22 protein-coding genes are annotated in these 22,823 nt (G+C 71.0%); 8 read left to right on the forward strand and 14 right to left on the reverse strand.

Annotated elements, in window-relative coordinates; translation table 11 throughout:
- Positions 1 to 46: 46 nt before the first annotated feature.
- Entirely contained in the window at positions 47 to 1,741 is a 1,695-nt protein-coding gene (gene cydD / locus ACFXP5_RS14730) for a thiol reductant ABC exporter subunit CydD (RefSeq protein ID WP_394545302.1), read from the forward strand.
- The gene (gene cydC / locus ACFXP5_RS14735) at positions 1,738 to 3,420 is read left to right on the forward strand and encodes a thiol reductant ABC exporter subunit CydC (RefSeq protein WP_394545304.1); all 1,683 of its coding nucleotides are present in this window, start codon (positions 1,738 to 1,740) and stop codon (positions 3,418 to 3,420) included. Before cydD ends, cydC begins: the two co-directional genes overlap by 4 nt.
- A 21-nt stretch (positions 3,421 to 3,441) precedes the next feature.
- Here cydC and ACFXP5_RS14740 read toward each other — a convergent pair whose 3' ends face one another.
- From ACFXP5_RS14740 to ACFXP5_RS14760, 5 genes are read right to left on the reverse strand one after another with little or no spacing between them, the layout of a single operon-like run.
- Positions 3,442 to 4,041, reverse strand: a complete 600-nt coding sequence (locus ACFXP5_RS14740; protein ID WP_394545306.1) for a GNAT family N-acetyltransferase — start codon at positions 4,039 to 4,041, stop codon at positions 3,442 to 3,444.
- Positions 4,042 to 4,051: 10 nt separating this feature from the next.
- Entirely contained in the window at positions 4,052 to 5,386 is a 1,335-nt protein-coding gene (locus tag ACFXP5_RS14745) for an ABC transporter ATP-binding protein (protein WP_394545308.1), read from the reverse strand.
- Positions 5,362 to 6,141 carry a molybdate ABC transporter permease subunit gene (modB, locus tag ACFXP5_RS14750; RefSeq protein WP_394545310.1) on the reverse strand — a complete coding sequence of 260 codons (780 nt, stop codon included), beginning with the start codon at positions 6,139 to 6,141 and terminating at the stop codon, positions 5,362 to 5,364. Before modB ends, ACFXP5_RS14745 begins: the two co-directional genes overlap by 25 nt.
- Positions 6,138 to 6,902, reverse strand: coding sequence for a molybdate ABC transporter substrate-binding protein (gene modA / locus ACFXP5_RS14755; RefSeq protein ID WP_394545312.1), 765 nt, complete (start codon positions 6,900 to 6,902; stop codon positions 6,138 to 6,140). Before modA ends, modB begins: the two co-directional genes overlap by 4 nt.
- Before the next feature lies 1 nt (position 6,903).
- On the reverse strand, positions 6,904 to 7,296 hold the full coding sequence (locus tag ACFXP5_RS14760; RefSeq protein WP_394545314.1) for a TOBE domain-containing protein: 393 nt from the start codon (positions 7,294 to 7,296) through the stop codon (positions 6,904 to 6,906).
- A 578-nt stretch (positions 7,297 to 7,874) separates the two neighbouring features.
- Here ACFXP5_RS14760 and ACFXP5_RS14765 point away from each other — a divergent pair.
- From ACFXP5_RS14765 to ACFXP5_RS14780, 4 genes are read left to right on the forward strand one after another with little or no spacing between them, the layout of a single operon-like run.
- Entirely contained in the window at positions 7,875 to 8,645 is a 771-nt protein-coding gene (locus ACFXP5_RS14765) for a HesA/MoeB/ThiF family protein (RefSeq protein WP_394545316.1), read from the forward strand.
- Entirely contained in the window at positions 8,642 to 9,874 is a 1,233-nt protein-coding gene (locus tag ACFXP5_RS14770; protein ID WP_394545318.1) for a molybdopterin molybdotransferase MoeA, read from the forward strand. Before ACFXP5_RS14765 ends, ACFXP5_RS14770 begins: the two co-directional genes overlap by 4 nt.
- Positions 9,871 to 10,341, forward strand: coding sequence for a cyclic pyranopterin monophosphate synthase MoaC (moaC, locus tag ACFXP5_RS14775; protein ID WP_394545320.1), 471 nt, complete (start codon positions 9,871 to 9,873; stop codon positions 10,339 to 10,341). The genes ACFXP5_RS14770 and moaC overlap by 4 nt, the downstream gene beginning before the upstream one ends.
- Complete coding sequence (locus ACFXP5_RS14780; RefSeq protein ID WP_394529170.1) at positions 10,338 to 10,574, forward strand: MoaD/ThiS family protein; 237 nt, start codon at positions 10,338 to 10,340, stop codon at positions 10,572 to 10,574. The genes moaC and ACFXP5_RS14780 overlap by 4 nt, the downstream gene beginning before the upstream one ends.
- A gap of 40 nt (positions 10,575 to 10,614) precedes the next feature.
- Here the strand turns inward: ACFXP5_RS14780 and ACFXP5_RS14785 are convergent, their stop codons facing one another.
- The 6 genes from ACFXP5_RS14785 to ACFXP5_RS14810 all read right to left on the reverse strand — a co-directional run bounded on the left by ACFXP5_RS14785 (position 10,615) and on the right by ACFXP5_RS14810 (position 17,210).
- Positions 10,615 to 10,992 (reverse strand): VOC family protein, encoded by a 378-nt coding sequence (locus tag ACFXP5_RS14785; protein ID WP_394545322.1) that lies wholly within the window; start codon positions 10,990 to 10,992, stop codon positions 10,615 to 10,617.
- A gap of 34 nt (positions 10,993 to 11,026) precedes the next feature.
- Positions 11,027 to 11,455 (reverse strand): molybdenum cofactor biosynthesis protein MoaE, encoded by a 429-nt coding sequence (locus ACFXP5_RS14790; RefSeq protein WP_394545324.1) that lies wholly within the window; start codon positions 11,453 to 11,455, stop codon positions 11,027 to 11,029.
- Positions 11,452 to 11,937: a MogA/MoaB family molybdenum cofactor biosynthesis protein gene (locus ACFXP5_RS14795; protein WP_394545326.1), complete on the reverse strand. Its 486-nt coding sequence runs from the start codon at positions 11,935 to 11,937 to the stop codon at positions 11,452 to 11,454. Before ACFXP5_RS14795 ends, ACFXP5_RS14790 begins: the two co-directional genes overlap by 4 nt.
- A gap of 289 nt (positions 11,938 to 12,226) precedes the next feature.
- Positions 12,227 to 13,831, reverse strand: coding sequence for an SDR family oxidoreductase (locus tag ACFXP5_RS14800; RefSeq protein WP_394545328.1), 1,605 nt, complete (start codon positions 13,829 to 13,831; stop codon positions 12,227 to 12,229).
- A gap of 75 nt (positions 13,832 to 13,906) precedes the next feature.
- Positions 13,907 to 15,808, reverse strand: coding sequence for a helicase HerA-like domain-containing protein (locus ACFXP5_RS14805; protein ID WP_394545330.1), 1,902 nt, complete (start codon positions 15,806 to 15,808; stop codon positions 13,907 to 13,909).
- A gap of 64 nt (positions 15,809 to 15,872) precedes the next feature.
- Entirely contained in the window at positions 15,873 to 17,210 is a 1,338-nt protein-coding gene (locus ACFXP5_RS14810; protein ID WP_394545332.1) for a multidrug effflux MFS transporter, read from the reverse strand.
- Positions 17,211 to 17,474: 264 nt separating this feature from the next.
- Here ACFXP5_RS14810 and ACFXP5_RS14815 point away from each other — a divergent pair, with 264 nt between their 5' ends.
- Both ACFXP5_RS14815 and ACFXP5_RS14820 read left to right on the forward strand, forming a co-directional pair.
- The gene (locus ACFXP5_RS14815; RefSeq protein WP_394529177.1) at positions 17,475 to 18,179 is read left to right on the forward strand and encodes a DUF3105 domain-containing protein; all 705 of its coding nucleotides are present in this window, start codon (positions 17,475 to 17,477) and stop codon (positions 18,177 to 18,179) included.
- A gap of 1 nt (position 18,180) precedes the next feature.
- Positions 18,181 to 18,843 (forward strand): DUF305 domain-containing protein, encoded by a 663-nt coding sequence (locus ACFXP5_RS14820; protein WP_394545334.1) that lies wholly within the window; start codon positions 18,181 to 18,183, stop codon positions 18,841 to 18,843.
- An 86-nt stretch (positions 18,844 to 18,929) separates the two neighbouring features.
- Here the strand turns inward: ACFXP5_RS14820 and ACFXP5_RS14825 are convergent, their stop codons facing one another.
- The 3 genes from ACFXP5_RS14825 to ACFXP5_RS14835 form a co-directional block, all read right to left on the reverse strand.
- A complete protein-coding gene (locus ACFXP5_RS14825; RefSeq protein ID WP_394529179.1) occupies positions 18,930 to 19,904 on the reverse strand; it encodes a carbohydrate ABC transporter permease in 975 nt (324 codons plus the stop codon).
- A complete protein-coding gene (locus tag ACFXP5_RS14830) occupies positions 19,901 to 21,235 on the reverse strand; it encodes a carbohydrate ABC transporter permease (protein WP_394529180.1) in 1,335 nt (444 codons plus the stop codon). The genes ACFXP5_RS14825 and ACFXP5_RS14830 overlap by 4 nt, the downstream gene beginning before the upstream one ends.
- A 79-nt stretch (positions 21,236 to 21,314) precedes the next feature.
- The gene (locus ACFXP5_RS14835; RefSeq protein WP_394545336.1) at positions 21,315 to 22,643 is read right to left on the reverse strand and encodes an ABC transporter substrate-binding protein; all 1,329 of its coding nucleotides are present in this window, start codon (positions 22,641 to 22,643) and stop codon (positions 21,315 to 21,317) included.
- Positions 22,644 to 22,823: the final 180 nt, after the last annotated feature.

Raw genomic sequence — 22,823 nt, forward strand, 5'->3', positions numbered from 1 at the left:
CGCCCGCCGTTCGCGCGGCGAGCGCCCGAGAACGGCGGGTGGAAAGATGGAGACGGTGAGCGAACAACGGGCGGATCGGATGCGAGGGCCGGTCGACCCGCGCCTCGTGCGCTACGCCACGGCCTCGCGCGGATTCCTCCTCGCCACCGCCGCGATCGTGCTCGCCCAGACGGGCGTCATCGTCGGATTCGCTTGGACGCTCACCTCCGCTCTCGTCGGGGCGATCCAGGGAGCGGCCCTCGCCGACCTCTGGCCGTTCATCGCCGCCGCCGCCGGTTTCGTGCTCGTACGGGCAGCCCTCATCGCCCTCGCCGAGCGCGTGTCGGCCGTCGGCGCCGCCCGCGCTTCGCTGCAGCTGCGCGACGCCCTCGCGAGCGCCGTCACGAAGCTCGGGCCGCGGTGGATCGGCGAGCGCAACGCCGCCGCCCTCGCGGTGGTCGCGGGCCACGGTCTCGAATCGCTCGACGCGTACTTCGGGCGCTACCTGCCCCAGCTCGTCGCGACCGCGATCACGATGCCCATCGTCATCGGCACGATCGCCGTCGCCGACCCCCTGTCGGGACTCATCGTCGTCGTCACGATCCCTCTCATCCCGATCTTCATGGTGCTCATCGGACTCGCCACCCGCTCGGTGCAGCGCCGTCAGTTCCGCACCCTCGGGCACCTCGCCGCACGCTTCGCCGACACCGTCAACGGCCTCGGCACGCTGAAGGTCTTCGGCCGCCAGCAGCGCGCGGCCACCTCGATCGAGAAGGTCACCCGCGACTACAAGAGCGAGACGATGGCGGTCTTGCGGGTGTCGTTCCTCTCGGGCTTCGCGCTGGAGTTCCTCGCTTCGATCTCGGTCGCGATCATCGCGGTCACGATCGGGTTTCGCCTGCTCGCCGGCGAGCTCGACCTTCTCGTCGGGCTCTTCGTGCTGCTTCTCGCCCCCGAGGCCTACCTCCCGATCCGGCAAGTGGGCGTGCAGTTCCACGCCGCCGCGGAAGGTGTGGCGGCCACCGATGAGATCTTCGCCGTGCTCGACGCTGCGGCCGTCGCGCCGTGGCCGGCTCCCGTTCCTTCCCTGCGCGGACACCGCCTGACGACGAAGGCCCTCCGCGTCCGACGAGGAGAACGGATGCTGCCACCGGTCGACCTCGATGCGGGTCCCGGGCGCGTCGTCGTGGTGGACGGACCGAGCGGAGCGGGAAAGTCCAGCCTCGTCGCAGCGCTCCTGGGCTTCGCCGACTACGACGGCGTGATCGAGGTCGACGGCACCACGGTCACCGACGCCCGCGCGAGCATCGCCTGGGCGGGGCAGCGACCCGGCCTCGTGGCCGGCACCGTGGGGAGCAACGTCGCCCTGGGCGACGCGAGCCCCGACGGGCAGCGCGTTCTCGTCAGCCTCGCCGAGGCGCAGGCGGGTGACATCGACCCTGCCCTCGAGCTCGGCGCCGGCGGCAGCGGACTCTCCGGCGGCCAGGCGCAACGCGTCGCCGTCGCCCGTGCGCTCTACCGACTGCAATCCGAACCCGGCGGGGTGCTCGTCTTGGACGAACCCTCGAGCGCCCTCGACGGCGAGACCGAGGGCGAGCTGTGGAACGCGCTGCGCACGATCGCCGACGGGGGACGAGCCGTCGTGCTCATCTCGCACCGCCGTTCGGCGCGCGCGATCGCCGACGCGGTCGTGTCCCTCGCAGCATCCGATCGTCCTGTGCCCGTCGATCGCGGCGTTTCCCCGGCAGGAGCACCGTCGTGAACGAGCGGGTGCGCGCTGTCCTGCGCGCAGCCCAACCACCACCGCGGCGATTCGCCCCGGGGGCCCTCGCCGGCTTCGGCACCGCGGCGAGCGCGATCGCGCTGCTCGCCGCGAGCGCGTGGCTCATCGCCCGCGCCGCCGAACAACCGCCGCTGCTGTATCTCTCCGCGGCGGTCGTCGCCGTTCGCGCCTTCGCGCTGGGTCGGGGAACCTTCCGCTACCTCGAGCGACTCGCCGGCCACGATGCCGCCCTCGGTCAGCTGGCTATCGTGCGCGCGGGGCTGATCCGCGACATCGTCCCGCTCGCCCCCGACGGTCTCGGCCGTGCGCGCCGCGGTGCGATGCTGTCGAGCCTCGTGGACGACGTCGACGAACTGCAGAACCTCCCGCTGCGGGTGGTGCAGCCCCTCGCGGTCGCCGGGCTCGCCTCGATCGCGACCGTGGTGTTCGTCGCGTTCGTGTCGTGGCCCGCAGCGCTGGTCCTGGCCGCCTGCCTCGCGGGAGCGCTCGCCCTCGCCGTCGGCGTCGGCTGGTGGGCGGGCGCGCGCGCGGAGCGCGCCGTCGCGCCGCTCCGCGCCGAGGTCGCCGACGCCCTGCTCGACCTGCTGACCTCGCTCGACGTGCTCGTCGCCTTCGGGGCGGTGGATGCTGCGCACGGCCGCATCCGCACCGCGGACGAGCGCCTTCGCCGAGCGGTGGTGCGCCGCGGAGTCGCGCAGGGGCTCACGGCGGGCGCGGTGTCGCTCGTCGCGGGCATCGCGTCGCTCGCCGCGTTGGTGGTCGCAGCTCCCGGCGTCGCGGGGGGAACGCTCAGTGGTCCGGGGCTCGCCGTGGTGGTGCTGCTGCCGATGGCCGTCTTCGAGATCTTCGGGCCGGTGCCCCTCGCCCTGGCCTCCTGGCGCCAGGTGCGCTCGGCCGCGGAACGGGTGGCCGAGACCGTGCCCGACGCCATCCCCGAAGGTCTCCCCCGCGACGAACCGGCGGCCACGGGTGTCGCCCCGACGCTCGGCGCCGGGCTCGAGCTGCGCGGCCTCGGAGCCCGATGGCCGCGGCGGGGCGCAGCATCCGCCGACCCCGGACGCCTCGACGACGTCACCCTGAGCATCGGAGCCGGCGAGCGCGTGCTCGTCACCGGCCCGAGCGGCGCGGGCAAGACGACGCTGGCCCACGTGCTGGTGCGCTTTCTCGACTACACCGGTTCGTACCGCATCGGCGGCGTCGAGGTGCGGGAACTCTCGGGCGACGATCTGCGCCGGACGGTGGGACTCTGCGAACAGCAGCCCTACCTCTTCGACGAATCGCTGCGGCAGAACCTGCTGTTCGCGCGCGACACCGCGTCGGACGCCGACCTCGAAGCGGTGCTGGAGCGCGTGGGACTCGGCGCCTGGGCCGCCGAGCGGGGCGGCCTCGACACCCCGCTCGGCGATCGCGGCGCCCTCGTCTCCGGGGGTCAGGCGCAACGCATCTCGCTCGCGCGGGCGCTGCTGCACGACTTCCCCGTGCTGGTGCTGGACGAGCCGACCGCGGGCGTCGACCCCGCAGCATCCGACGCCCTGCTCGCCGACCTGCTCGGCGCGATCGACGCGCAGCGCGCTGTCGTGCTCATCTCCCACGTCGACGTTCCGGCCGACCTCGTCGACCGCACGCTGCGCCTCGCGAACGGCCGCCTCGCCGGCTGAGCCCGGTCCGCGGGGAACGCGCTACAGCGCCCGGCCGAACACCTGCACGCCCTCGGGCGACGGCAGCGGGTGAAACCCTACACGGGGGTAGAACGCGAGGGCGCCGGCGTTGTCCGCCGAGGCCACGAGGTGCAGCCCCGTCACGCCCTCCGCTCGCAAGGCCTCCACGAGGGTGTCGATGAGCCGCCGACCCCACCCCTCCCCCTGCAGCTCGGGCAGGAGGTCGATGTGCAGGTGGGCGGGATACTGTGCCCAGACCGGATCCTCTTCGCCCCCGCGTGCCGCGGCGTAACGCAGGGTGCCGGCCTCGGCAGAGGTGTCATCGGGCCCCGGATGCTGCCACCGCACCGCCCGGGGCGGCCACCACTCCTCGCGGAACCAGGCCTCGAAGGCCCGCGTGTCGGAAGCGCCCACGATGTATCCGGCAACCCGGCCGTCGCCGGTCTCGACCACGAAGGCGAGGTCGGGGTGGCGTGCCACGTACGGCAGCACGAAGATCTCAGGCCAGATCGCATCGTCGCTGTAACGACCCGTCCCGTCGGCGCCCGCCCACGCGGTGCGCACGCACACCTCGGCGAGGGCGGCTTCGTCGCCGGGGCGGAACGGGCGGATGCGGCTCACGCGCGGCAGTCTAGGCCGACAACAGCCGCACGTGTTCGGGCGCCACCCGCAGCTGCACCTCGTCGCCCTCGACGATCGACGCCGCGTCCAGCAACGGCAGGTCGACACCGCACCATTCGGTGTGCACGCGCACGCCGGCCGGGGTGGGCTCGAGTCGAGTCACGCGCGCGCGCCAGCTGTTGTCGGCGGGCAGGATGCTGTCGCCGCTGCGCGCGAGGCGCACCGACCCCGGCGCGAAGACGGCGGCGAGCGGAGTGCCGTCCACGGCAATCGGTGCGGAGGCGGAGGTGAGACGCACCCCGTCGCGTTCCCACGCTCCCGCTCGAGAGATGCCGTCGACGCGGTTGAGTTCGGCGATCGAGGCCACGAACCGCGTCGCCGGTCGCTCCAACACCGTACGCACCGGCCCGTGCTGGGTGACCCTGCCCGCTTCGACGACGATGAGCCGGTCGGCGAGGCCCACCGCGTCGACCGCGTCATGGGTGACGGCGACCACGGTGCGGTCGGCGAGCTCGGCGCGCAGCATCGCCCGAATGCCACCGGCGGTCTCGGGATCGAGCGCCACGAGCGGCTCGTCGAGCAGGATCACCCGCGGACCCGCGGCGAGCGCCCGCGCGACCGCGACGCGTTGCTGTTCTCCGCCCGACAGCTCTGCCGGGAACCGGCCCCCCGCACCGGGGAGACCGACGCGCTCCAGCCACCCGTCCGCCTGCGCGCGCGCCGCGGCGCGAGGCATCCCTCCCGCCCGCAGACCGAACGCGACGTTCTCGCGGGCCGAGAGGTGCGGGAACAAGCGGGGCTCCTGCCCGAGCAGCACGATCCCGCGCGCCATCGGCGAGACCTGCACCCGCGGCGACGAGGCGCGCTCGACGATCCGCTCCGCCACCCGAACCTCCCCATCGGCGAGCCGCTCGAGGCCCGCCAGGGCAGCGAGAAGCGTGGACTTGCCGGCGCCGCTCGGACCCATCACGGCGACCGTCTCCCCGGCTTCGACGTCGAGCGACACGTCGACGTCGAAGTGCTCGCGGCGCACGACCACCCGCGCGCTCAGGCGGTCGCCGGTTGCGCCGTTGATCGCGGGAGCGTTCGTCGCGGGAGGGTTCGTCGCGGGAGTTAGCGTCGCGGGGTGGTTCGACGCGGGAGTGCGCGTCGCGGGGTTGGCCGCGGGAGTGACCGTTGCGGGAGGGTTCGGCGCCGAGGCGTTCGACGCGGGAGTGTCCGTCGCGGGAGTGTCCGTCGCGGGAGGGTTCGGCGCCGAGGTGTCCGTCGCGGGAGGGTTCGGCGCCGAGTTGTTCGACGCGGGAGTGGCGGCAGCATCCGTCATCGTGCAGCTCCGGGTCGCCATCCGCGAACGAGCACGAGCACGAGTACGGCGGTCGCGAGCAGCAGTAGTGCGAGGGCGACGGCGGTGCTCTGGGAGACCCCGGCGCCGTTGAAGGCCGTATATATCGCTAGCGGCATGGTCTGAGTGATGCCCGGCGCGTTGCCGGCGAACAGCGCGGTCGCGCCGAACTCGCCGATGGCGCGCGCGAAGCACAGCACGATCCCCGCGACGATGCCGGGGCCCGCGAGTGGCAGGGTGACGCGGCGCAGGATGGTCCAGCGCCCGGCGCCGAGCGCGGCCGCGGTGCGCTCGTACTCGACGCCGGTGGTGCGCAGGGCCCCTTCGACGGCCAGCACGAGGAACGGCAGCGCGACGAAGGTCTGGGCGATGACGACGGCCGCGGTGCTGAAGGGCAGGCCTAGCCCGCCGAACCAGCCGTTGCGCCCGAAGAGGTACAGCAGCGCGACCCCGCCGACCATGGGCGGCAGCACCAGGGGAACGGTGACCGCGGCGCGCAGCAGTGCGGCGGTGCGGGGTCCCGACCGCGCGATGAGCAACGCGAGGGGGATGCCCGCGACGATGCACAGCAACGTGGCGATCACACCGGTGGTGAGGGAGAGCCGCAGCGCCGAGAGGGCCGCGGGCGCGGTGACATCGGCGAGGAAGGTGGGCCATTGCACCCGTGCGACGAGGGCGGCGAGCGGAACGACCAGCAGCGCGAGGCCGGCGAGGGCCGGCACCGCGAGCAGCCGCGGCACGTAGCCGCCGCGGATCACGGGGCGCCGAATCCGGCGTCCGCCAGGATCGCCTGCCCCTCGTCAGACAGGACGAACGCGACGAACGCGGCCGCCAGATCGGGGTCGGCAGCGCCGGAGAGCGCAGCGATCGGGTAGCGGTTGACGACCTGGTCGGCGCCCTCGGGAACGATCGAGTCGAGCGCGTCGTCGCCCACCACGTCGGTGGCGTAGACGAGTCCGGCGTCAGCCTCGCCCGCGGCGACCTTGGTGCGCACGGCCGTCACGTTCTGCTCGAGGCTTGCGGCCGCCACGGTCACCCCGGCGTTAGCGAGAAGGGTGGCGGATGCTGCTCCGCACGGCACCTCGGGAGCGCACAGCACGACGGTGGCATCGGCGAGATCGGCGAGGCTCTCGATGCCGGCGGGGTTTCCGGCGGGCACGGCGATCACGAGCGTGTTGGTGGCGAAAAGCTGCGGGTCGATCGCAGCATCCGCCACCTTCTCCATGTTGGCCTCGTCGGCGGAGGCGAACACGTCGGCGGGGGCGCCCTCGTTGATCTGGGCGGCGAGGGTGCTCGATCCGTCGTAGACCGGCACGATCGTGACGCCCTCGTGCTCGGCGGTGAACGCGTCGGCGATCTCATCGAAGGCTCCCGTCAGCGAGGCCGCGGCGTAGACCGAGAGGGAGCCGTTGAGCCCATCGTCCGAGGCCTCCGGTTCCGTCGTCCCTCCCGCGCACGCGGCGAGCGCGAGGGCAAGGGCGGCGACGCCGGCGGTTGCGGTAAGGATGCGAGGGCGCATGTCAGCTCCGGGGGGTTTCGACGATGACGGTGGTGGCTTTGACGACCGCGACGGCGAAGGAGCCGACCTCGAGCCCAAGGTCGGTCACCGCCTCGGCGGACATGAGGGACACGACGCGGTGCGGCCCGGCCTGCAGGTCGACCTGCGCCATGACGCCGTCCATCTGCACGCGCGTCACGATGCCCGGGAAGCGGTTGCGCGCGCTCGAGATCCCGTCGAGCGGATCGCCCGGCGTGGCCGCCAGCTCGATGGCGTGAGCGGCGAGGGCATCCCCGGGGATCTCCGCCGGACTCGCGTCGGTCACCGGCAGCACCTGCTGGTCCACCCACCGGCGCACGGTGTCGTCGCTCACCCCGAGCAGCCGGGCGGCCTGCGCTATGCGGTAGCTCTGCATGGGTTGAGGCTAGCATCCGCATCTGCGTACATAACGCGCCTCATCCTCCGCACCTGCGCCTCCCCTGCCCCGTCCGCACCCCGTCCATCTCGCCGAAAACGTGCGTACTCGGCGAACCCACCCCCTACCGCGCCCGGCGACGTGCGTTCTCGACGAGTACGTGCGTTCTGGGCGCAACCTCGAGGCGGCCACCCCGACTACGTCCGTTCGGGCGCAGGGCGCGCACTCCCCGTACCGAATGCAGGAAAACCCCGTCCAGGCGCCGCCCCGGGCCACCCCTGAGCGGAGTCGTGCGCCGGTTCTCCTGAGTTCGGTACGCCGGCCCCCGGAGACCGCGCGACCTGCGCGTGCGCAGCCTCCCCGCTCGCCCTTACCCCCGTCCATCTCGCCGAAAACGTGCGTACTCGGCGAACCCACCCTCTACCGCGCCCGGCAACGTGCGTTCTCGACGAGTACGTACGTTCTGGGCGCACCTCGGGGCGGTCACCACGCGCCAGCGCTGGGCGCAACCTCGAGGCGGTCGCCCCGACTACGTACGTTCTGGGCGCAGGGGCGCGCACGCGGTTTAGCCTGAGGGCATGAATCCGCTCGTCGAACCGATCGACGCCCTCGCTCCGACCGAGCTCATCCGCACGGCACGCCACGCGGTGCTGGCGGGGATCGGCAACGAGGGCCAGCGGCGCCTCGCCGCAGCCCGCGTCGTCGTGGTCGGAGCCGGCGGGCTCGGCTCGCCCGTGATCCTCGCGCTGGCCGCGGCCGGGGTGGGCGAGATCACGGTCATCGACGACGACGTCGTCGATGGGTCGAACCTCCAGCGCCAGGTGCTGCACCGCATCGGCGACCTGGGGCAGCGCAAGGTCGATTCCGCGGTGCGCGCGGCGGCCGACCTCTCGCCTCTCACGCGCGTCATCCCCGTCGCCGAGCGCCTCACGCCCGAGAACGCCGCACGGCTGTTCGCGAACGCCCACGTGATCGTCGACGGCAGTGACACCTTCGACACCCGTGAGGCGGTGGCGATGGCCTCCGAGCAGCTCGGCATCCCCGTCGTCTGGGGAGCCGTACAGGAGTTCGCCGGGCAAGCCACCGTCTTCTGGTCGGCTCCGCCGCCAGGCTTCTCCCCGGTGCGCCTCGGCGACCTCTATCCCCTCGGCAGCACCGGTGAGACGCCCACGTGCGAACAGGTCGGCGTGCTCGGCTCCCTCTGCCTGCAGGTCGGCGGCCTGCTCGCAACCGAGGTCATCAAGCTCATCACCGGCGTCGGTGAGCCCCTGCTCGGCCGCGTCGTGGTGATCGATGCCCTCCGGGCGCGCCAGAGCGAGATCCCGCTGCGCGCGGCGGTGCCCGCGTGAGCGCCCTGCGTTCGGTCGAGGAGCAGCTCGGCCGCATCCTCGCCACGACTCGTGTCCTCCCGGCCGCTGCGGTGCCCGTGATCTCGGCACGCGGGGCCACGCTCGCCGAGCCGATACTGGCCGCGGGTGACATCCCCGTCTTCGACAACTCCGCGATGGACGGGTTCGCGGTGCGCTTCGCGGATGTGGCGGATGCTGCGCCCGACGCACCCGTCACCCTGCGGGTCGTCGCCGACCTCCCCGCCGGCACTCCCCTGGATCCGCCCCTCGCGGCCGGGGAAGCGGCCCGCATCATGACGGGCTCCCCCGTCCCCACCGACGCCGACACGATCGTGCCGTTCGAAGACACGGCCGCGGGACTGTCCGGCGGCCTCGACGACGTCGTCGTCGTCAGCGCTCCGCACCACGAGGGCGTCTTCGTGCGGCGCCGCGGCGGCGACCTGCGCACCGGCGACGAGGTCATGGCTCCCGGCACCCGGCTCGGACCGTTCCAGGTCGCCGCCGCCATCGCCGCCGGCGTCACCCACGTGACCGTCGTGCGTGCACCGCGGGTCGCGGTGGTGTCGACGGGCAGCGAACTGCGCGGCCCCGACGAGACCGGGGGCGCCGGCAGCATCCCCGATTCGAACGGACCCCTCCTCGCCGGTCTGGTTGTCGACGCCGACGCCGAGGTGGTGCTCGCGGCGCGGGTGGGCGACGACCCGGGCGAGGTGCTGCGCGTCACGCGCGACGCCGAAGCCGCGGGCGCTGACGTCATCGTCTTCACCGGCGGTGTGAGCGCGGGCGCCTTCGAACCCGTGCGCGGCGCGTTCGAGGGCGGACCGATCGAGTTCGCGAAGGTCGCCATGCAACCGGGCAAACCGCAGGCGTTCGGGATGCTGCCCAGCGGCGCCCTCGTGTTCGGCCTGCCGGGGAACCCGGTGAGTGTCGCGGTGTCGTTCGAGGTGTTCGTGCGTCCGACGCTGCTGCAACTGCAGGGACGCGCCGTGATCACGCGCCCCACGATGACCTTGGCCGCGGCGGTCTCGTGGCGCACCCCGCCCGGGCGCCGACAGTACCTTCCCGCCATCGTCGATCCCGACGCCGGCACGGTGCGGCCCGCGACCGCCGGCGGCTCGGGCTCGCACCTGGCCGGGGGCCTCGCCCGCGCTCAGGCGTTCGCGATCGTGTCCGCCGACATCGACGAGGTCGCCGTGGGCGATGCGGTCGATGTCATGCTGGTGTCATGAGCTTCACCCACCTGGACAGCGCGGGCCACGCGCGCATGGTCGACGTCACCGAGAAGACCCCGACGGTGCGCAGCGCCACCGCCCGGGGATTCGTCCGGTGCGCACCGCACGTGATCGCCGCGCTCACCGACGGCACCGCCCCCAAGGGTGACGTGCTCGCCGTGGCCCGGATCGCCGGCATCCAGGCGGCTAAGGCCACACCCACGCTCCTTCCTCTCGCCCATGTGATCGGCGTGCACGCCGCCTCGGTCGATCTGACGATCACCGAGCACGGCGTCGATATCACCGCGACCGTCAAGACGGCCGACCGCACCGGGGTGGAGATGGAAGCCCTCACCGCCGTGTCGGTCGCCGCCCTCGCGATCGTCGACATGGTCAAGGGCATGGATCGCACCTCCGTCATCGAGAACCTGCGCATCGTCGCCAAGACCGGCGGCCGATCGGGCGACTGGATGCGCCCGGAATGAGCGTGCGAGTGCGCTATTTCGCGGCCGCGGCCGAGCGCGCGGGTACCGACGAAGAGCAGCGGGACGAAGCATCCGTCTTCGCCCTGCGCGCCGGTATCGCCGCCGACCACCCGACGGTCGGCGAGATCCTGCCGCGGTGCGCTGTGCTCGTGGACGGCCTGCGGGTCGACACGGATGCTGCGCTCACCCCGGCGGCGACGGTCGACGTGCTGCCCCCCTTCGCCGGCGGCTGAACGAGGGTCCGCCCGGGTCGCGCTCTCAACCGGTGGCGAGTCAGTCGGCCGCGTCGAGGCCCGCCGGCTGCCAGAGCTGGATCGGGTTGCCCTCCGGGTCGTGCAGGTCGGCGAAGCGCCCGTTCGGATAGAACGCCGGATCGACCACGACCAGGACTCCTGCCTCCCGCAGCTGCGCGACCATGGCATCGAGGTCGGCGACGCGGAAGTTGACCGCCCAGGCGCGCCCGCCCGTGAAGTGCTCGGATTCCGGCGACATCGCCGCGAAAACGGTGGGTCCGGCGCTCTGCTGCCAGGACGGCTCGCCGTAGGCGGTGGGGGCGGGGTCCACGCCCAGCATCTCGGTGTACCACCGGGTCAGCCCGTCGGGATCGTCTGAGCGGAAGAACAATCCGCCGATGCCCGTCACACGTTCCATCGCGTCTCCTCGATTGCCGGCCGTGAGGCCCTCGTCACCCGCCGAGACCCTTCCAGGCGGTGGTGCCGTCGGCCTCGACCTGGCGCTTCCACACCGGCAGCTCCACCTTGATGGCCTCGATGATGGCGCGGCACACCTCGAACGCCGCCGCGCGGTGCCCGGAGGACACGGCCACGATCACGGCCGCATCGCCGACCTCGAGTCGGCCGATCCGGTGACTCACCGCGACGATCGCGTCGGTGGCCTCGGCGGCACGCTCGGCGAGCGCGCGCAACGCCGCTTCGGCGTCGGGGTGCGCGGAGTATTCCAGGGCGACCACGGCGGTCGCAGCATCCGGATCGTTGTCCCGCACCCGCCCGACGAAGCTCGTCTGGGCACCGGAGGCCGCGTCGTCGACCGCGCTCAGATGCGCGTCGAGGTCGAGGGGTTCGGTCGAGATCGCGGCGATCCGGACGGCGCTCACGAGTGGTCCGATCCGCGGACCTGATCGAGCACGTGACCGGCGATCGAAAGGATCACGGGCATTCCCGCGGCAACGGCGCGGGGCGAACCCGGCAGGTTGACCACGAGCGCACCCGCACCGTCGACCACTCCCGCGATACCGCGCGACAGCATGCCCGCGGGCTTCTCCGCGGTGCTCTGCCGGCGAAGCTCCTCCGCGATGCCGGGCAGTGCGCGCGTCACGACACGGACGGTGCCCTCCGGCGTGAGATCGCGGGGGCCGACGCCGGTGCCGCCGGTCGTCACGATCAGCCGGGCGCCCGTGTCGATAGCTGCCCGGAGGGCAGCCTCGACGCTGTCGGCGCCGTCGGGCACGATCGCCGCCGGCTCGCACGGGAAGCCCGCCTCGCGCAACGCTGCGGCGGCGACCGGGCCGCTCTCGTCGGGGCGTTCGCCCGCCGCAGATCGATCCGACACGGTGATCACGGCCGCTGTGGGGTGCATCCTCTCACCCTACGACGCCGTCGCTCGCGGCCGGCGGGCTCCGCCGGGGACACCGTCGCGGGAGACGTCCACGCCGCCAAGCGGACACAACTCCGCCACCATGGGCGGATACCTCCCCCGAACCGCCCGATCCCGGCCTCAGCCGGCCGAAGTGGAGGAGTTATGTTCGCCCGAGCGATCAGCCGCCGGGTCCGCCGGGGACACCGTCGCGGGAGAAGTCGACGCCGCCAGGCGGACACAACTCCGCCACCACGGGCGGATACCTCCCCCGAACCGCCCGATCCCGGCCTCAGCCGCCCGAAGTGGAGGAGTTATGTTCGCCCGAGCGATCAGCCGGCGCGGCGGCCAGGTCCGGCGCCGGCGGCGGGTCGGCGGATTCGGCCGCGGCGGTGATGCGGGCGGCCATGCCCGGGAAGATCAGCCCGTGGAACGGCAGCACGCCGAGCCAGTAGAGCCGGCCGGCCAAGCCGCGCGGGAAGAAGAGCGCGCGCTGTTCGTATCGCGAGCCGGTGCCCTCCGGGGTCACCCGCATCTCGAGCCACGCGAGCCCGGGCACCTTCATCTCGGCACGCAGTCGCAGCAGACGCCCCGGCTCCACCGCCTCGACCCGCCAGAAGTCGAGCGCGTCGCCCACGGTGAGCACCGCTCGGCTCCGACGCCCGCGGGCAAGTCCCACGCCGCCGACCAGCCGGTCCATCAGACCGCGCATCGACCACAACAGGGGTGAGGAGTACCACCCGTTGGTGCCTCCGATACCGGCGATCACTGCCCACACGCGTTCCGCCGACGCGGTCGTCGTGACCGAGCGGGCGTCGACGAACACCACGCGGCCGGCCCACTCGGGGTCGCTCGGCAGCGGGTCGCTCGGCACGCCCGACAGTTCGGCGTCCTGCCAGCTCGTCTCGATCGTGTCGTTCTTCTCCCGACCGAGAGCGAGCGCGACCGCGGTGCGATACGGGGTGAGACCGCCGTCCGGGGGCGGAATGAGGTCGTCGACGTCGTGATCCTTCATGACGCACTCGTTCTGCAGCGACTCCACCAGGGGGCGAGCCGTCGCCCGCGGAATCGGGGTGACGAGGTTCACCCAGTGCGAGGCGAGGCGCGGGGTGAGCACGGGCAGGGCGGCGATCGCGCGCTGGCGCAGGCCCGCCTCGACCGCGTAGCCGTTCATCATCTGTCCGTAACGCAGCACGTCGGGCCCGCCGATGTCGAGCGCGCGGTTCACTTCCGGGTCGACGCGCGCGGCGCCGAGCAGGTAGTACAGCACGTCGCGCACCGCGATCGGTTGGATGTGGTTGCGCACCCACTTCGGCGCGGGCATGTACGGCAGCACATCGGTGAGGTGGCGCACCATCTCGAACGACGCCGACCCCGAACCGATGACGACGCCCGCCTGCAGCACCAGGGTGGGCACCCCGCTCGCGAGCAGGATCTCGCCCACCTCGACCCGCGAGCGCAGGTGCGCCGAGAGGGGCGCATCGTCGGGGTGCAGGCCCCCGAGATACACGATGCGGGACACGGATGCTGCGGCCGCGGCATCCGCCACGGTGCGGGCTGCACGCCGGTCGGTGTTCTCGAAATCGTCGCCCGCCGCCATCGAGTGGACGAGGTAGTAGAGCACGTCGACATCGGCGACGGCGCGCTCGACGGCGGCCCGGTCGGTCGCGTCGCCCTCGACGACCTCGACCTCGGCGCCCCACTCGAAAGCGGCCACGCGAGAGGCGTTGCGCGCCAACACCCGCACCAGGTACCCGGCCTGCAGCAGCCGGGGCACAAGGCGTCCCCCCAGGTAGCCGGTCGCGCCGATGACCAGCGCGCGCGGCGGCGTACCGTCGGCGTGGGGCACCGCTGTGAGTTGGGGTTCTCGTCCGGTCGGGGCCGTCAGTTCAGTCACGATGGTGACGCTACGCTCGCGCCCTCCGGAGCCGCCGGGGCTTGACGCGGGCGGGTGCACCCGGCGCTCGTGGCCTCAGCGGCGGCGGCCCGTGCCGAAGATCCCGCGGATGACGCCCGACAGCAACGCGTCGGCGGATTTCGACCCGAGGATCTGCTCCACCGGACTGCGCGGAGTCGAACGGCGGCTGCGCGAGGAGCCGGACGTCGCCCGCAGCATCCGCTCGTACTCCTGTTGCGCCTTCTTGTCGGCCGCCGCCCTCGCCTTCTCGGCCGCGGCCCGCTGTTTCGCCGCGGCCGCGTCGAGCTTCTGCTGCTCCTCGGCCGCTTCCTCGGCGGCGAAGGCCGCGTGCGCGGCGCTCATCCGGGCGGCGAGCACTTCACGCGCCGATTCCCGGTCGATCGGGGCCCCATAGCGCTGGGAAAGCGGGGATGCTGCGACCACGGCGTCGATCCGCTCGTCGGGGGTGGGCGACATGAGCGCCTGCGGTGCGCGCAGGCGCGTCCAGGCGACCGGGGTGGGGGCGCCCTTCTCGCTCATCACGGTGATGATCGCCTCGCCGGTACTCAGCTCCTGCAACACCCGCTCGAGGTCGTACCCCGAGGAGGGGTAGGTGCGCACCGAGGCGCGCAGCGCCTTCGTGTCGTCGGGGGTGAAAGCGCGGAGGGCGTGCTGGATGCGCGAGCCCAGTTGGGCGAGCACGTCGCCGGGTACGTCCTTGGGCGTCTGGGTGACGAAGAAGACGCCGACACCCTTCGAGCGGATGAGACGCACCGTCTGCACGATCGCGGCGATGAAGTCCTTCGACGCGTCGCGGAACAGCAGGTGGGCCTCGTCGAAGAAGAACATCAGCTTGGGCTGGTCGACATCGCCGACCTCGGGCAGCAGTTCGTACAGCTCCGCGAGCAGGTACATCAAGAAGGTCGAGAACAGGGCCGGCTGATCGGCGACGCCCGGCACCTCCAGCAGGCTGATCACACCGCGCCCGTCGGCGGCGGTGGCCAGCAGCGCGGCGACATCGAACTCGGGTTCGCCGAAGAAGACGTCGGCGCCGGCATCGGCGAAGGTGATCAGCTCACGCAGGATCACGCCGGCCGTGGCGCTCGACAGGCCGCCGAGCTCTTTCAGCTCGGCCTTGCCCTCGTCGCTCGTGAGGAAGCTCAGCACGGCGCGGAGGTCCGAGAGGTCGACGAGCGCCAGACCATTCCGATCGGCGTAGTGGAAGACGAGTCCGAGGCTCGACTCCTGCGTCGCGTTCAGTCCGAGCACCTTGCTCAGCAGCAGCGGCCCGAAGCCCGACACGGTCGCCCGCAGCGGCACGCCCCTGCCCTGACCACCCAGCGCGTAGAACTCCACGGGAAAGGCCTCGGGCGTCCACTGCTGACCGATACCGGCGGTGCGGGCGAGCAGCTTGTCGCTCGGCTCACCCGGCGTGGCGACGCCCGACAGGTCGCCCTTGATGTCGGCCGCGAAGACCGCGACCCCGTGGGCGGAGAGCTGCTCCGCGAGTACCTGCAGGGTGCGGGTCTTGCCCGTCCCTGTAGCCCCCGCGACGAGACCGTGCCGATTCGTCATCGCGAGCGGGATGCGGATCTGGGCGGCCGCCACCGCCTCGCCGTTCACGAGGGCGCCGAGTTCGAGCACCGGGCCGTCGAAGGAGTAGCCCGCCGCGATGGCAGCGACCCGCTCGGAGTCGAGGGGACCGGCGGATGGCGGCGCGGGAGCAGCTTCAGCCGGAACGCCCGCCGGTGCGGCCGGAGCGTCAAGGGGACCGGCGGATGCCGGCGCGGGAGCCGCTTCAGCCGGAACGCCTGCCGGTGGCGCACCGCCCGCGGCACGCGCCGCCTCCGCCCGCGCCAGGCGCAGGCGCGCCTCCGCCGCTTCGGCCTCCGCGCGCAGCAGCGCCAGCTCCGCATCCGCACCGTCGCTGTGGTCGGCACCGTCGCTGTCGTTCGGGGGTGCGCCGGTGTCGCTCATGCCGGTCAGCCTAGCCAGCGGTGGCGGCAGCATCCGCCCCGCTTGTCGCGGCGAAGATGCGGGGCTAGGGCGCGAGCCGCGCGACGGTGCGCGGCCGCACGATGAACCAGAGCGCGAGGGCGCCGATGACGGCGCAGCCGAACATCACCCCGGCCATCGAGGTGGCCGTGATGCCGGCAGATCCGGAGAGCCATCCCACGAGCGGGGAGACGAGGCCGGCTACGCCGAAGTTGGCGGCTCCGAGCACGGATGCTGCTGTACCGGCCGCCTTCCCGTGCCGGTCGAGGGCCAGCACCTGCACGCAGGGGAAGGTGAACCCGCACGCGGTCATGAAGAAGAAGAGCGGGATGACGGTGCCCCAGAGGCCCAGGTTCAGCTGGTCGCCCGCGATGATGGCGGCGGAGCTGATGATGAGCGCCGAGCTCGAGAACGCCAGCACCCACTGCGGTCCGAAGCGCGCGGCCAACCGCGCCGCGATCTGGTTGCCGATCACGAGGCCGAGCGAGTTGACCGCGAAGAGCACGCCGTACAGCTGCGCGTCGAAGCCGTAGGTCTCCTGGAACAGGAACGAGGAGGCCGAGAGGTAGGAGAACAGCCCGCTGAACGTCATCCCGCCGATAAACAGGACGCCGACGAACACGCGGTCGCTGAAGACACTGCGGTAGCGCTGCAGCACGGTCGTCGACCCCTGGCCGCTCCGGCGCGCGGGCGGCAGCGTCTCGGGGATCAGCACGAGGGCGCACACCAGCATCAGCGCGCCGTACCCGGCCAGCACGATGAACAAGCCGCGCCAGGGCACGACCTGCAGCAGCGCGGATCCGACGAGCGGGGCGATCACGGGCGCGACACCGGTGACGAGAGCGAGGCGCGAGAGCACGACCACCAGGCGGCGCCCACCGAACAGGTCGCGCACGATTGCCATCGCGACCACACCACCGGCCGCAGCCCCCATCCCCATCAGCACCCGCGCGGCACCCAGCACGGCGAGGTTCGGCGCGAACGCGGCCACGAGGCTTGCGACGACGTGCACGGCCGTCACCGCCAGCAACGGCACGCGCCGGCCGACCTTGTCGCTGAGCGGGCCGACGATCAGCTGGCCGAGGGCGAACCCGATCATGGTGCCGGCGAGCGTCAGCTGGATCGCGGCCTGCGTGGTCTGGAAGTCCTCCTGCAGGATCGGGAAGGCCGGCAGGTACAGGTCGATCGTGAACGGACCGAGCGCCGTCAGGGCGCCGAGCAGCACGATGAGCACCACGCGCCGCCCGAGGGTGATCGCATCCCCGGGGTGCAGGACGATCGGCGCGGTCGCCGGGTTCGACCCGAGGGTGCGGATGGCGCCGGTCGCCGAGGCGGCGGGCTTGCCGCCCGGGGAGACGACGGGGATGGAGGCGGTGTCGAGCAAGGGATCCTGTTTTCAAGACGTCGGTGAGCCCCCGGAGAACCGGGGGCGGGTGCGAGGGGATGGTGTCGCCGCGGCACGAAGGGATGCCATCGAATCGATTCGGGCGACGGTGTCCATGTTAGCGAACCGAACCGCGCGGCGCACCGTGCGCGTGCCTCCGTTCGAGGGTTTCCCAGGCTGTTTCCTATCCGCCCGCATAGGGTGGGACGGTCGGCACCACGTCGGCGCGTCCCGCCCCCGAGCAGAAGCCCGGAGCCACTGCACATGTCACCTGAGAACGGCCGCACGAGCGGCAACCCCGCCAAGCAGACCCAGATCAACCAGACGGTCAAGCAGCAGCGCGAGCAGAAGCGCCAGGAGAAGCTGGCCGAGTACCAGCGCCAGCTCGCCAAGCGCCGCCGCAGCAAGCTGGTCTGGTGGGTCGTCGGCGGCACCGCCGCGGTCGCGGTCGTTGCCCTCGTCGTCGCCTCGTTCGTCTTCGCGCCGAAGGGCGCCCCGACGTACACCGCGGGCGACAGCACAGGCGCCGAGATCGACGGCGTCGAGACGTTCGACCTGACGAACAACCACGTCGAGGGCACGGTCGCCTACGAGCAGACCCCGCCCGCGGGTGGGGACCACAACGCGGTCTGGCTCAATTGCGGCGTCTATACCGAACCGCAGCAGAACGAGAACGCGGTGCACGCCCTCGAGCACGGCGCGGTCTGGGTGACCTACGACGCCGCCCGGGTGAGCGACGAGCAGCTGAGCACCCTCAAGTCCTTCCTGCCGTCGACCTACACGATCCTCTCGCCGTACGAGGGACTCGATTCGCCGATCGTCCTGAGCGCCTGGGACCACCAGCTGAAGATCGACGCGGCCGACGACCCCCGCATCTCGCAGTTCTTCGAGGAGTACTGGCGCGACCAGAATGCGCCCGAGCCCGGCGCCTCCTGCTCCGGCGCCCTCGACGGGCCCGGCAAGCTCTGACATGAGCGACGACACCGCCGGCCGACCGGCGCGGCGCTGGTTACTGGTCGCTCTGGTGGCCGTGGCCCTCGTCGCGGTCGCTTTCGCCGTCGGACGCTTCACGGCCTTCGGTGCGTCCGCCGCTCCCGTGCGCCCTTCGACCGTGTCGGCGGAGGCGGGTTTCGCCCGCGACATGCAGGTGCACCATAGCCAGGCCGTCGAGATGGCGATGGAGATCTACCGCAAGACCGGTGACGAGGAGTTGCGCACCCTGTCGTACGACATCGCGACGGCGCAATCCGCCCAGCGCGGCGAGATGTACGGGTGGCTCGTGGAGTGGGGTCTTCCCCAAGCGGGTGCTCCACTCATGTCGTGGATGGCCGCCTCCTCCGAGCACGGTCACGACGCCGAAGCTGCGACGGATGCCCAGCTGCGCGACGAGATGGGGATGGCCACCGACGCCCAGCTCGCCGACCTCCGCTCCGCCACCGGCACCGCGGCCGACTGCCTCTTCCTCGACCTCATGATCCGCCATCACGAGGGCGCGATCCCCATGGCTCAAGCGGTCATCGAACTCGGCGACGACGCGCGCGTGCTCACGGTCGCCGAATCGATGATCACCGCACAGACGAGCGAGATCGACGCCATGAAGAGCATCCAGAACCGGCTGGGCTGCGCGGGCTGACGCCCGGCCCGCACCCGCCCGCTGACGCACACGCAGAGGGGGCAGCATCCGAAGAATGGATGCTGCCCCCTCTGTCGGTGAGCCGATCAGCCCTTCGTTGCGCCGGCCAGCAGACCCCGCACGAAGAACCGCTGCAGCGAGAAGAACACGATCAACGGAACGATGATCGAGATGAACGCACCCGCCGACTGCAGATACCACCGGTCTCCCCAAGAGCCCGACAGCGAGTTCAACGTCTGCGTCAGCGGCAGCGATGACGATGGCGCGAAGATCGTCGCCACCAGCAGGTCGTTCCAGACCCACAGGAACTGGAAGATCGCGAACGACGCGATCGCCGGCATCGACAGGGGCAGGATCATCCGGAAGAAGATCTGCCCGTGACCGGCGCCGTCCACCCGGGCGGCCTCGATCACCTCGGTCGGAATCTCCGAGATGAAGTTGTGCAGCAGGAACACCGCCAGCGGCAGAGCGAAGATCGCGTGCGCGATCCACACCGTCGCGAAGCTGTGGTCGACGTCGCGCAGCTCGAAGCCCGGGAACACTCCCACACCGTTGATCGTCAGCCCGCGCGAGAAGAGGCTGAGCAGCGGGACGAGCGCCATCTGGATGGGAACGATCTGCAGAGCGAACACGAACACGAACAGCAGGTTCTTGCCCTTGAAGTCGATCCACGCGAAGGCGTAGGCCGCGAGCGACGCGATGGCGATCGGAATGACCGTCGCGGGGATCGAGATCGCGAGGGAGTTGATGAACGAGTCCCCCAGGGTGAGGGCGGTTCCCCCCGACGTCAGGGCGTCGAAGTAGTTGTCGAGCGTGAACCCGGGATTGGTGAAGACCGTCCACCAACCCGTGGTCTGCGAATCCGATCCCGGTCGGAACGACGTGACGAACAGACCGAAGGTCGGGATCGTCCAGAAGATCGCGATGATGATCGCGATGATCGTGGCCGTCCGGGAGGTCAGCCGCTTGTGGGCCTCGTTCTCGTTCTTCCGCGTCTCGCGAGCGACTTTGCGCGCAGCGCGGGCACTGTAGGCCGGGCTTGCTTCCACCACGGGGATCATCGGATCTCCTTCTGCTTGCGCATCTGGCGCGCGTTGTAGACGATGAGCGGCAGAACGAACAGGAACAACACCACGGCGAGAGCCGAGGAGTGACCGAAGCTCTGGAACCGCTGCTGCTGGTTCACCATCTCGAAGCCCAGCACGCTGGTGTTCGAGCGACCGCCGGTCATGACCGCGACGATGTCGTAGACCTTGAGCGAGGCGATCGTGATCGTGGTCAGCACGACGATCAACGACGCCCGGATGCCCGGGACGGTGACGTTGATGAAGCGCTGCCACGCGGAGGTGCCATCGAGCTGCGCTGCTTCGAGCTGCTCGATCGGAACCGCCTTGATGGCGACGGAGAGGATGACCATCGCGAAGCCGGTCTGCGTCCAGATGAACACGGCGAGCAGCGCGAAGGTGTTCACGAGCGGCTGCTGGTCGAGCCAGCCGATCGGTTGACCGCCGAAGAGGGTGACGATGGCGTTGAGCAGACCGATCTGCTCGCCCTGGCGGTAGTCGTAGACGAACTTCCAGATGATGCCGGCGCCGACGAACGAGATCGCGAAGGGCATGAACACGAACAGCTTGAGGATCTTCTCGCCGCGCGCCCGGTCGATGAACGCGGCGTAGGCCAGGCCGATCGCGGTCGACAGCGTCGGGGCGAACAACGCCCAGATGATGGTGTTGATGACCGAGAAGAAGCCTTCGGGGTTGGTGAAGGTCCAGATGTAGTTCTCGAGGCCGACGAAGTTGTCGCCCGTCTTGTCGAAGAACGACTGGTAGATCGTGGAGATCGCGGGGTAGATGAGGCCCACGAGCAGCAGGATCGCCGCCGGCAGGAGGAACGTCACGAGCTGGAAGAAGTAACCGGCTCCCGCGCGCGATCGGTAATCGAGCGTGAAGAGCAGAGCTCCGAGGGCCAGCGCGATCGCCACGACGTACAGCACCGCGTTCTGGTACGGCCGGAGCAGCATGAACGCGAGCACCGGCACGCCGAAGCAGATGGCCAGGCGCAGCCAGAAGTAGCCGCGACCGGCACGGGGCGCGAACTCGATGACGAGCAGGATCAACGCCACGACGACGGCGAACACCAGCACCGCGATCGGAATCTGCACCAGCGGGTTCAGATTGCCGATCCAGACGAAGAAGCTGTTGAGCGAGAAGCCCAGCGAGGTGGGCGGGGCATCGTCGTTGGCCGGTGCGATGAACAGCAGCACGACGGCCACGAGGAACACGACCGCTGCAACGATCGCACCGATCGTCGCAGCGCGCCTGTCGTTCGCGGGCGGGAGAGGTTTCTTATCCGCCGGCGGAGCCGCGGGCGGGGCAGTAAGCGTATGCGACACTGTCATACCTTTCGCAATGTCCAGAGCGGGCTACGCGTCGTGGGGACGGTATCCCCACGACGCGTAGCCCGCATCAGGACTAGTTGTTGTAGCCCGCTTCGATGTCGCTCAGCACCTGCTCGGTCGGGCGGCCGTCGATCCAGTTGACCATGCCCTTCCAGAAGGAGCCGCTACCGACGGTGGCCGGCATGAGGTCGGATGCGTCGAAGCGCACCACGGTCTCAGGATCCTGCAGCAGTTCCATCGCCTCGGTGAGGAAGCCGCTCGACGCGAGGGACGCGTCGGCGTTCTTGTTGGCCGAGATGACGCCGCCCAGTTCGACACGCGCGTTGGCGAACTCGGGGGTCGACATGAACTCGAGCACCTGCTGCGTGGCGTCGGAGTCGCTGAACGCGGTGACGAACTCGCCACCGGCCTCGACGTAGGTCTCGCCGTCGGCCTCGATGCCCGGCAGCAGGAACGCGTACACGTCACCGTCGGGAGCGATCACCGGGGTCTCACCCGAGGCGGTCTTCGCCTCGAGGAAGTTCGCCGAGAGGAAGTTCGCCTGGTGCGTCAGGGCGCAACGACCGTCGGCGACAGCTGCGGCCACGTCGCCGAAGGCGGTGGAGTTGATGCTCTTCACGTCGCCGTAGCCCGCGTTGACGTACTCCGGGTTGAGGAGGATGTCGCCCACGGCGTCGAACGCGTCAGCAATCTTCGGGTCGGTGAAGGGAACCTCGTTCGCGACCCACTGGTCGTAGACGTCGGCGCCGGACTGACGCAGGACGAGGTCCTCGATCCAGTCGGTGCCGGGCCATCCCGAGGCAGCATCCGAGGCGAAGCCGGCGCACCAGGGAGCGGCGCCCGTCTTGTCGCGGATCGTCTGGGTGAGCGTGAGCAGTTCGTCGTAGGTCTTGGGAACCTCGACGCCCCACTCCGCGAAGCTCGCCGGGGAGTACCAGACGTACCCCTTGACGTTGCCGAGCATGGGAGCCGCGTAGAACGTGTCGTCGACGGTGCCGTACGTCTTCCAGTCGGGCGACCAGTTCTCGTCGACGTTGGATTCGACGGCCTCGGGTGCCGGCTGAACCTCACCGGTCTCGACGAGGGCCTTGAGCAGACCGGGCTGGGGGACGATCGCGATGTCGGGGGCAGATCCACCGGACACCTTGGTGACGATGTTTCCCTCGAAGCTCTTGTCTCCGGTGTAGTTGACCTTGATGCCGGTGTCGGCGGTGAACTGTTCGAACGATGCGTTCAGGTCATCCGCCTCGACACCGGTGATGCCGCCGGCGATCTCGACCGTCTGGCCTTCCGCCGAGCCGCTGTCGGACGAGCCGCCTTCGGCACAACCTGCGAGAGCGAGTCCCGCAATGCTGATGAGCGCGATCGGTGCGATGACACGGCGCCGCTGCGAGCTGATCATATGATTCCTCCCCTTCGAGGGCGCGGATACGACTTGCACCCGCACTCGGGTTCCATTCGGGAACCGATTCCACACCACGGTAAGCGAGATCCTGGGTGGACACAACGTCCAATCATCACAACTCGATAACCAAGCGTGATCACGCGCGGGTGCGCTGGGCTGCGACGTGTGGAACCGGTT

Source organism: Microbacterium hanjuni (assembly GCF_043556395.1).
Classification (GTDB): domain Bacteria; phylum Actinomycetota; class Actinomycetes; order Actinomycetales; family Microbacteriaceae; genus Microbacterium.

Excerpts from the sequence above, each read along its gene's own strand:
- cydD (WP_394545302.1), top strand. The coding sequence starts at position 47 with ATGGAGACGGTGAGCGAACAACGGGCGGATCGGATGCGAGGGCCGGTC.
- ACFXP5_RS14745 (WP_394545308.1), bottom strand. The coding sequence starts at position 5,386 with ATGGCGACCCGGAGCTGCACGATGACGGATGCTGCCGCCACTCCCGCG.
- modA (WP_394545312.1), bottom strand. The coding sequence starts at position 6,902 with ATGCGCCCTCGCATCCTTACCGCAACCGCCGGCGTCGCCGCCCTTGCC.
- ACFXP5_RS14760 (WP_394545314.1), bottom strand. The coding sequence starts at position 7,296 with ATGCAGAGCTACCGCATAGCGCAGGCCGCCCGGCTGCTCGGGGTGAGC.
- ACFXP5_RS14765 (WP_394545316.1), top strand. The coding sequence starts at position 7,875 with ATGAATCCGCTCGTCGAACCGATCGACGCCCTCGCTCCGACCGAGCTC.
- moaC (WP_394545320.1), top strand. The coding sequence starts at position 9,871 with ATGAGCTTCACCCACCTGGACAGCGCGGGCCACGCGCGCATGGTCGAC.
- ACFXP5_RS14780 (WP_394529170.1), top strand. The coding sequence starts at position 10,338 with ATGAGCGTGCGAGTGCGCTATTTCGCGGCCGCGGCCGAGCGCGCGGGT.
- ACFXP5_RS14785 (WP_394545322.1), bottom strand. The coding sequence starts at position 10,992 with ATGGAACGTGTGACGGGCATCGGCGGATTGTTCTTCCGCTCAGACGAT.
- ACFXP5_RS14795 (WP_394545326.1), bottom strand. The coding sequence starts at position 11,937 with ATGCACCCCACAGCGGCCGTGATCACCGTGTCGGATCGATCTGCGGCG.
- ACFXP5_RS14805 (WP_394545330.1), bottom strand. The coding sequence starts at position 15,808 with ATGAGCGACACCGGCGCACCCCCGAACGACAGCGACGGTGCCGACCAC.
- ACFXP5_RS14815 (WP_394529177.1), top strand. The coding sequence starts at position 17,475 with ATGTCACCTGAGAACGGCCGCACGAGCGGCAACCCCGCCAAGCAGACC.
- ACFXP5_RS14820 (WP_394545334.1), top strand. The coding sequence starts at position 18,181 with ATGAGCGACGACACCGCCGGCCGACCGGCGCGGCGCTGGTTACTGGTC.
- ACFXP5_RS14825 (WP_394529179.1), bottom strand. The coding sequence starts at position 19,904 with ATGATCCCCGTGGTGGAAGCAAGCCCGGCCTACAGTGCCCGCGCTGCG.
- ACFXP5_RS14835 (WP_394545336.1), bottom strand. The coding sequence starts at position 22,643 with ATGATCAGCTCGCAGCGGCGCCGTGTCATCGCACCGATCGCGCTCATC.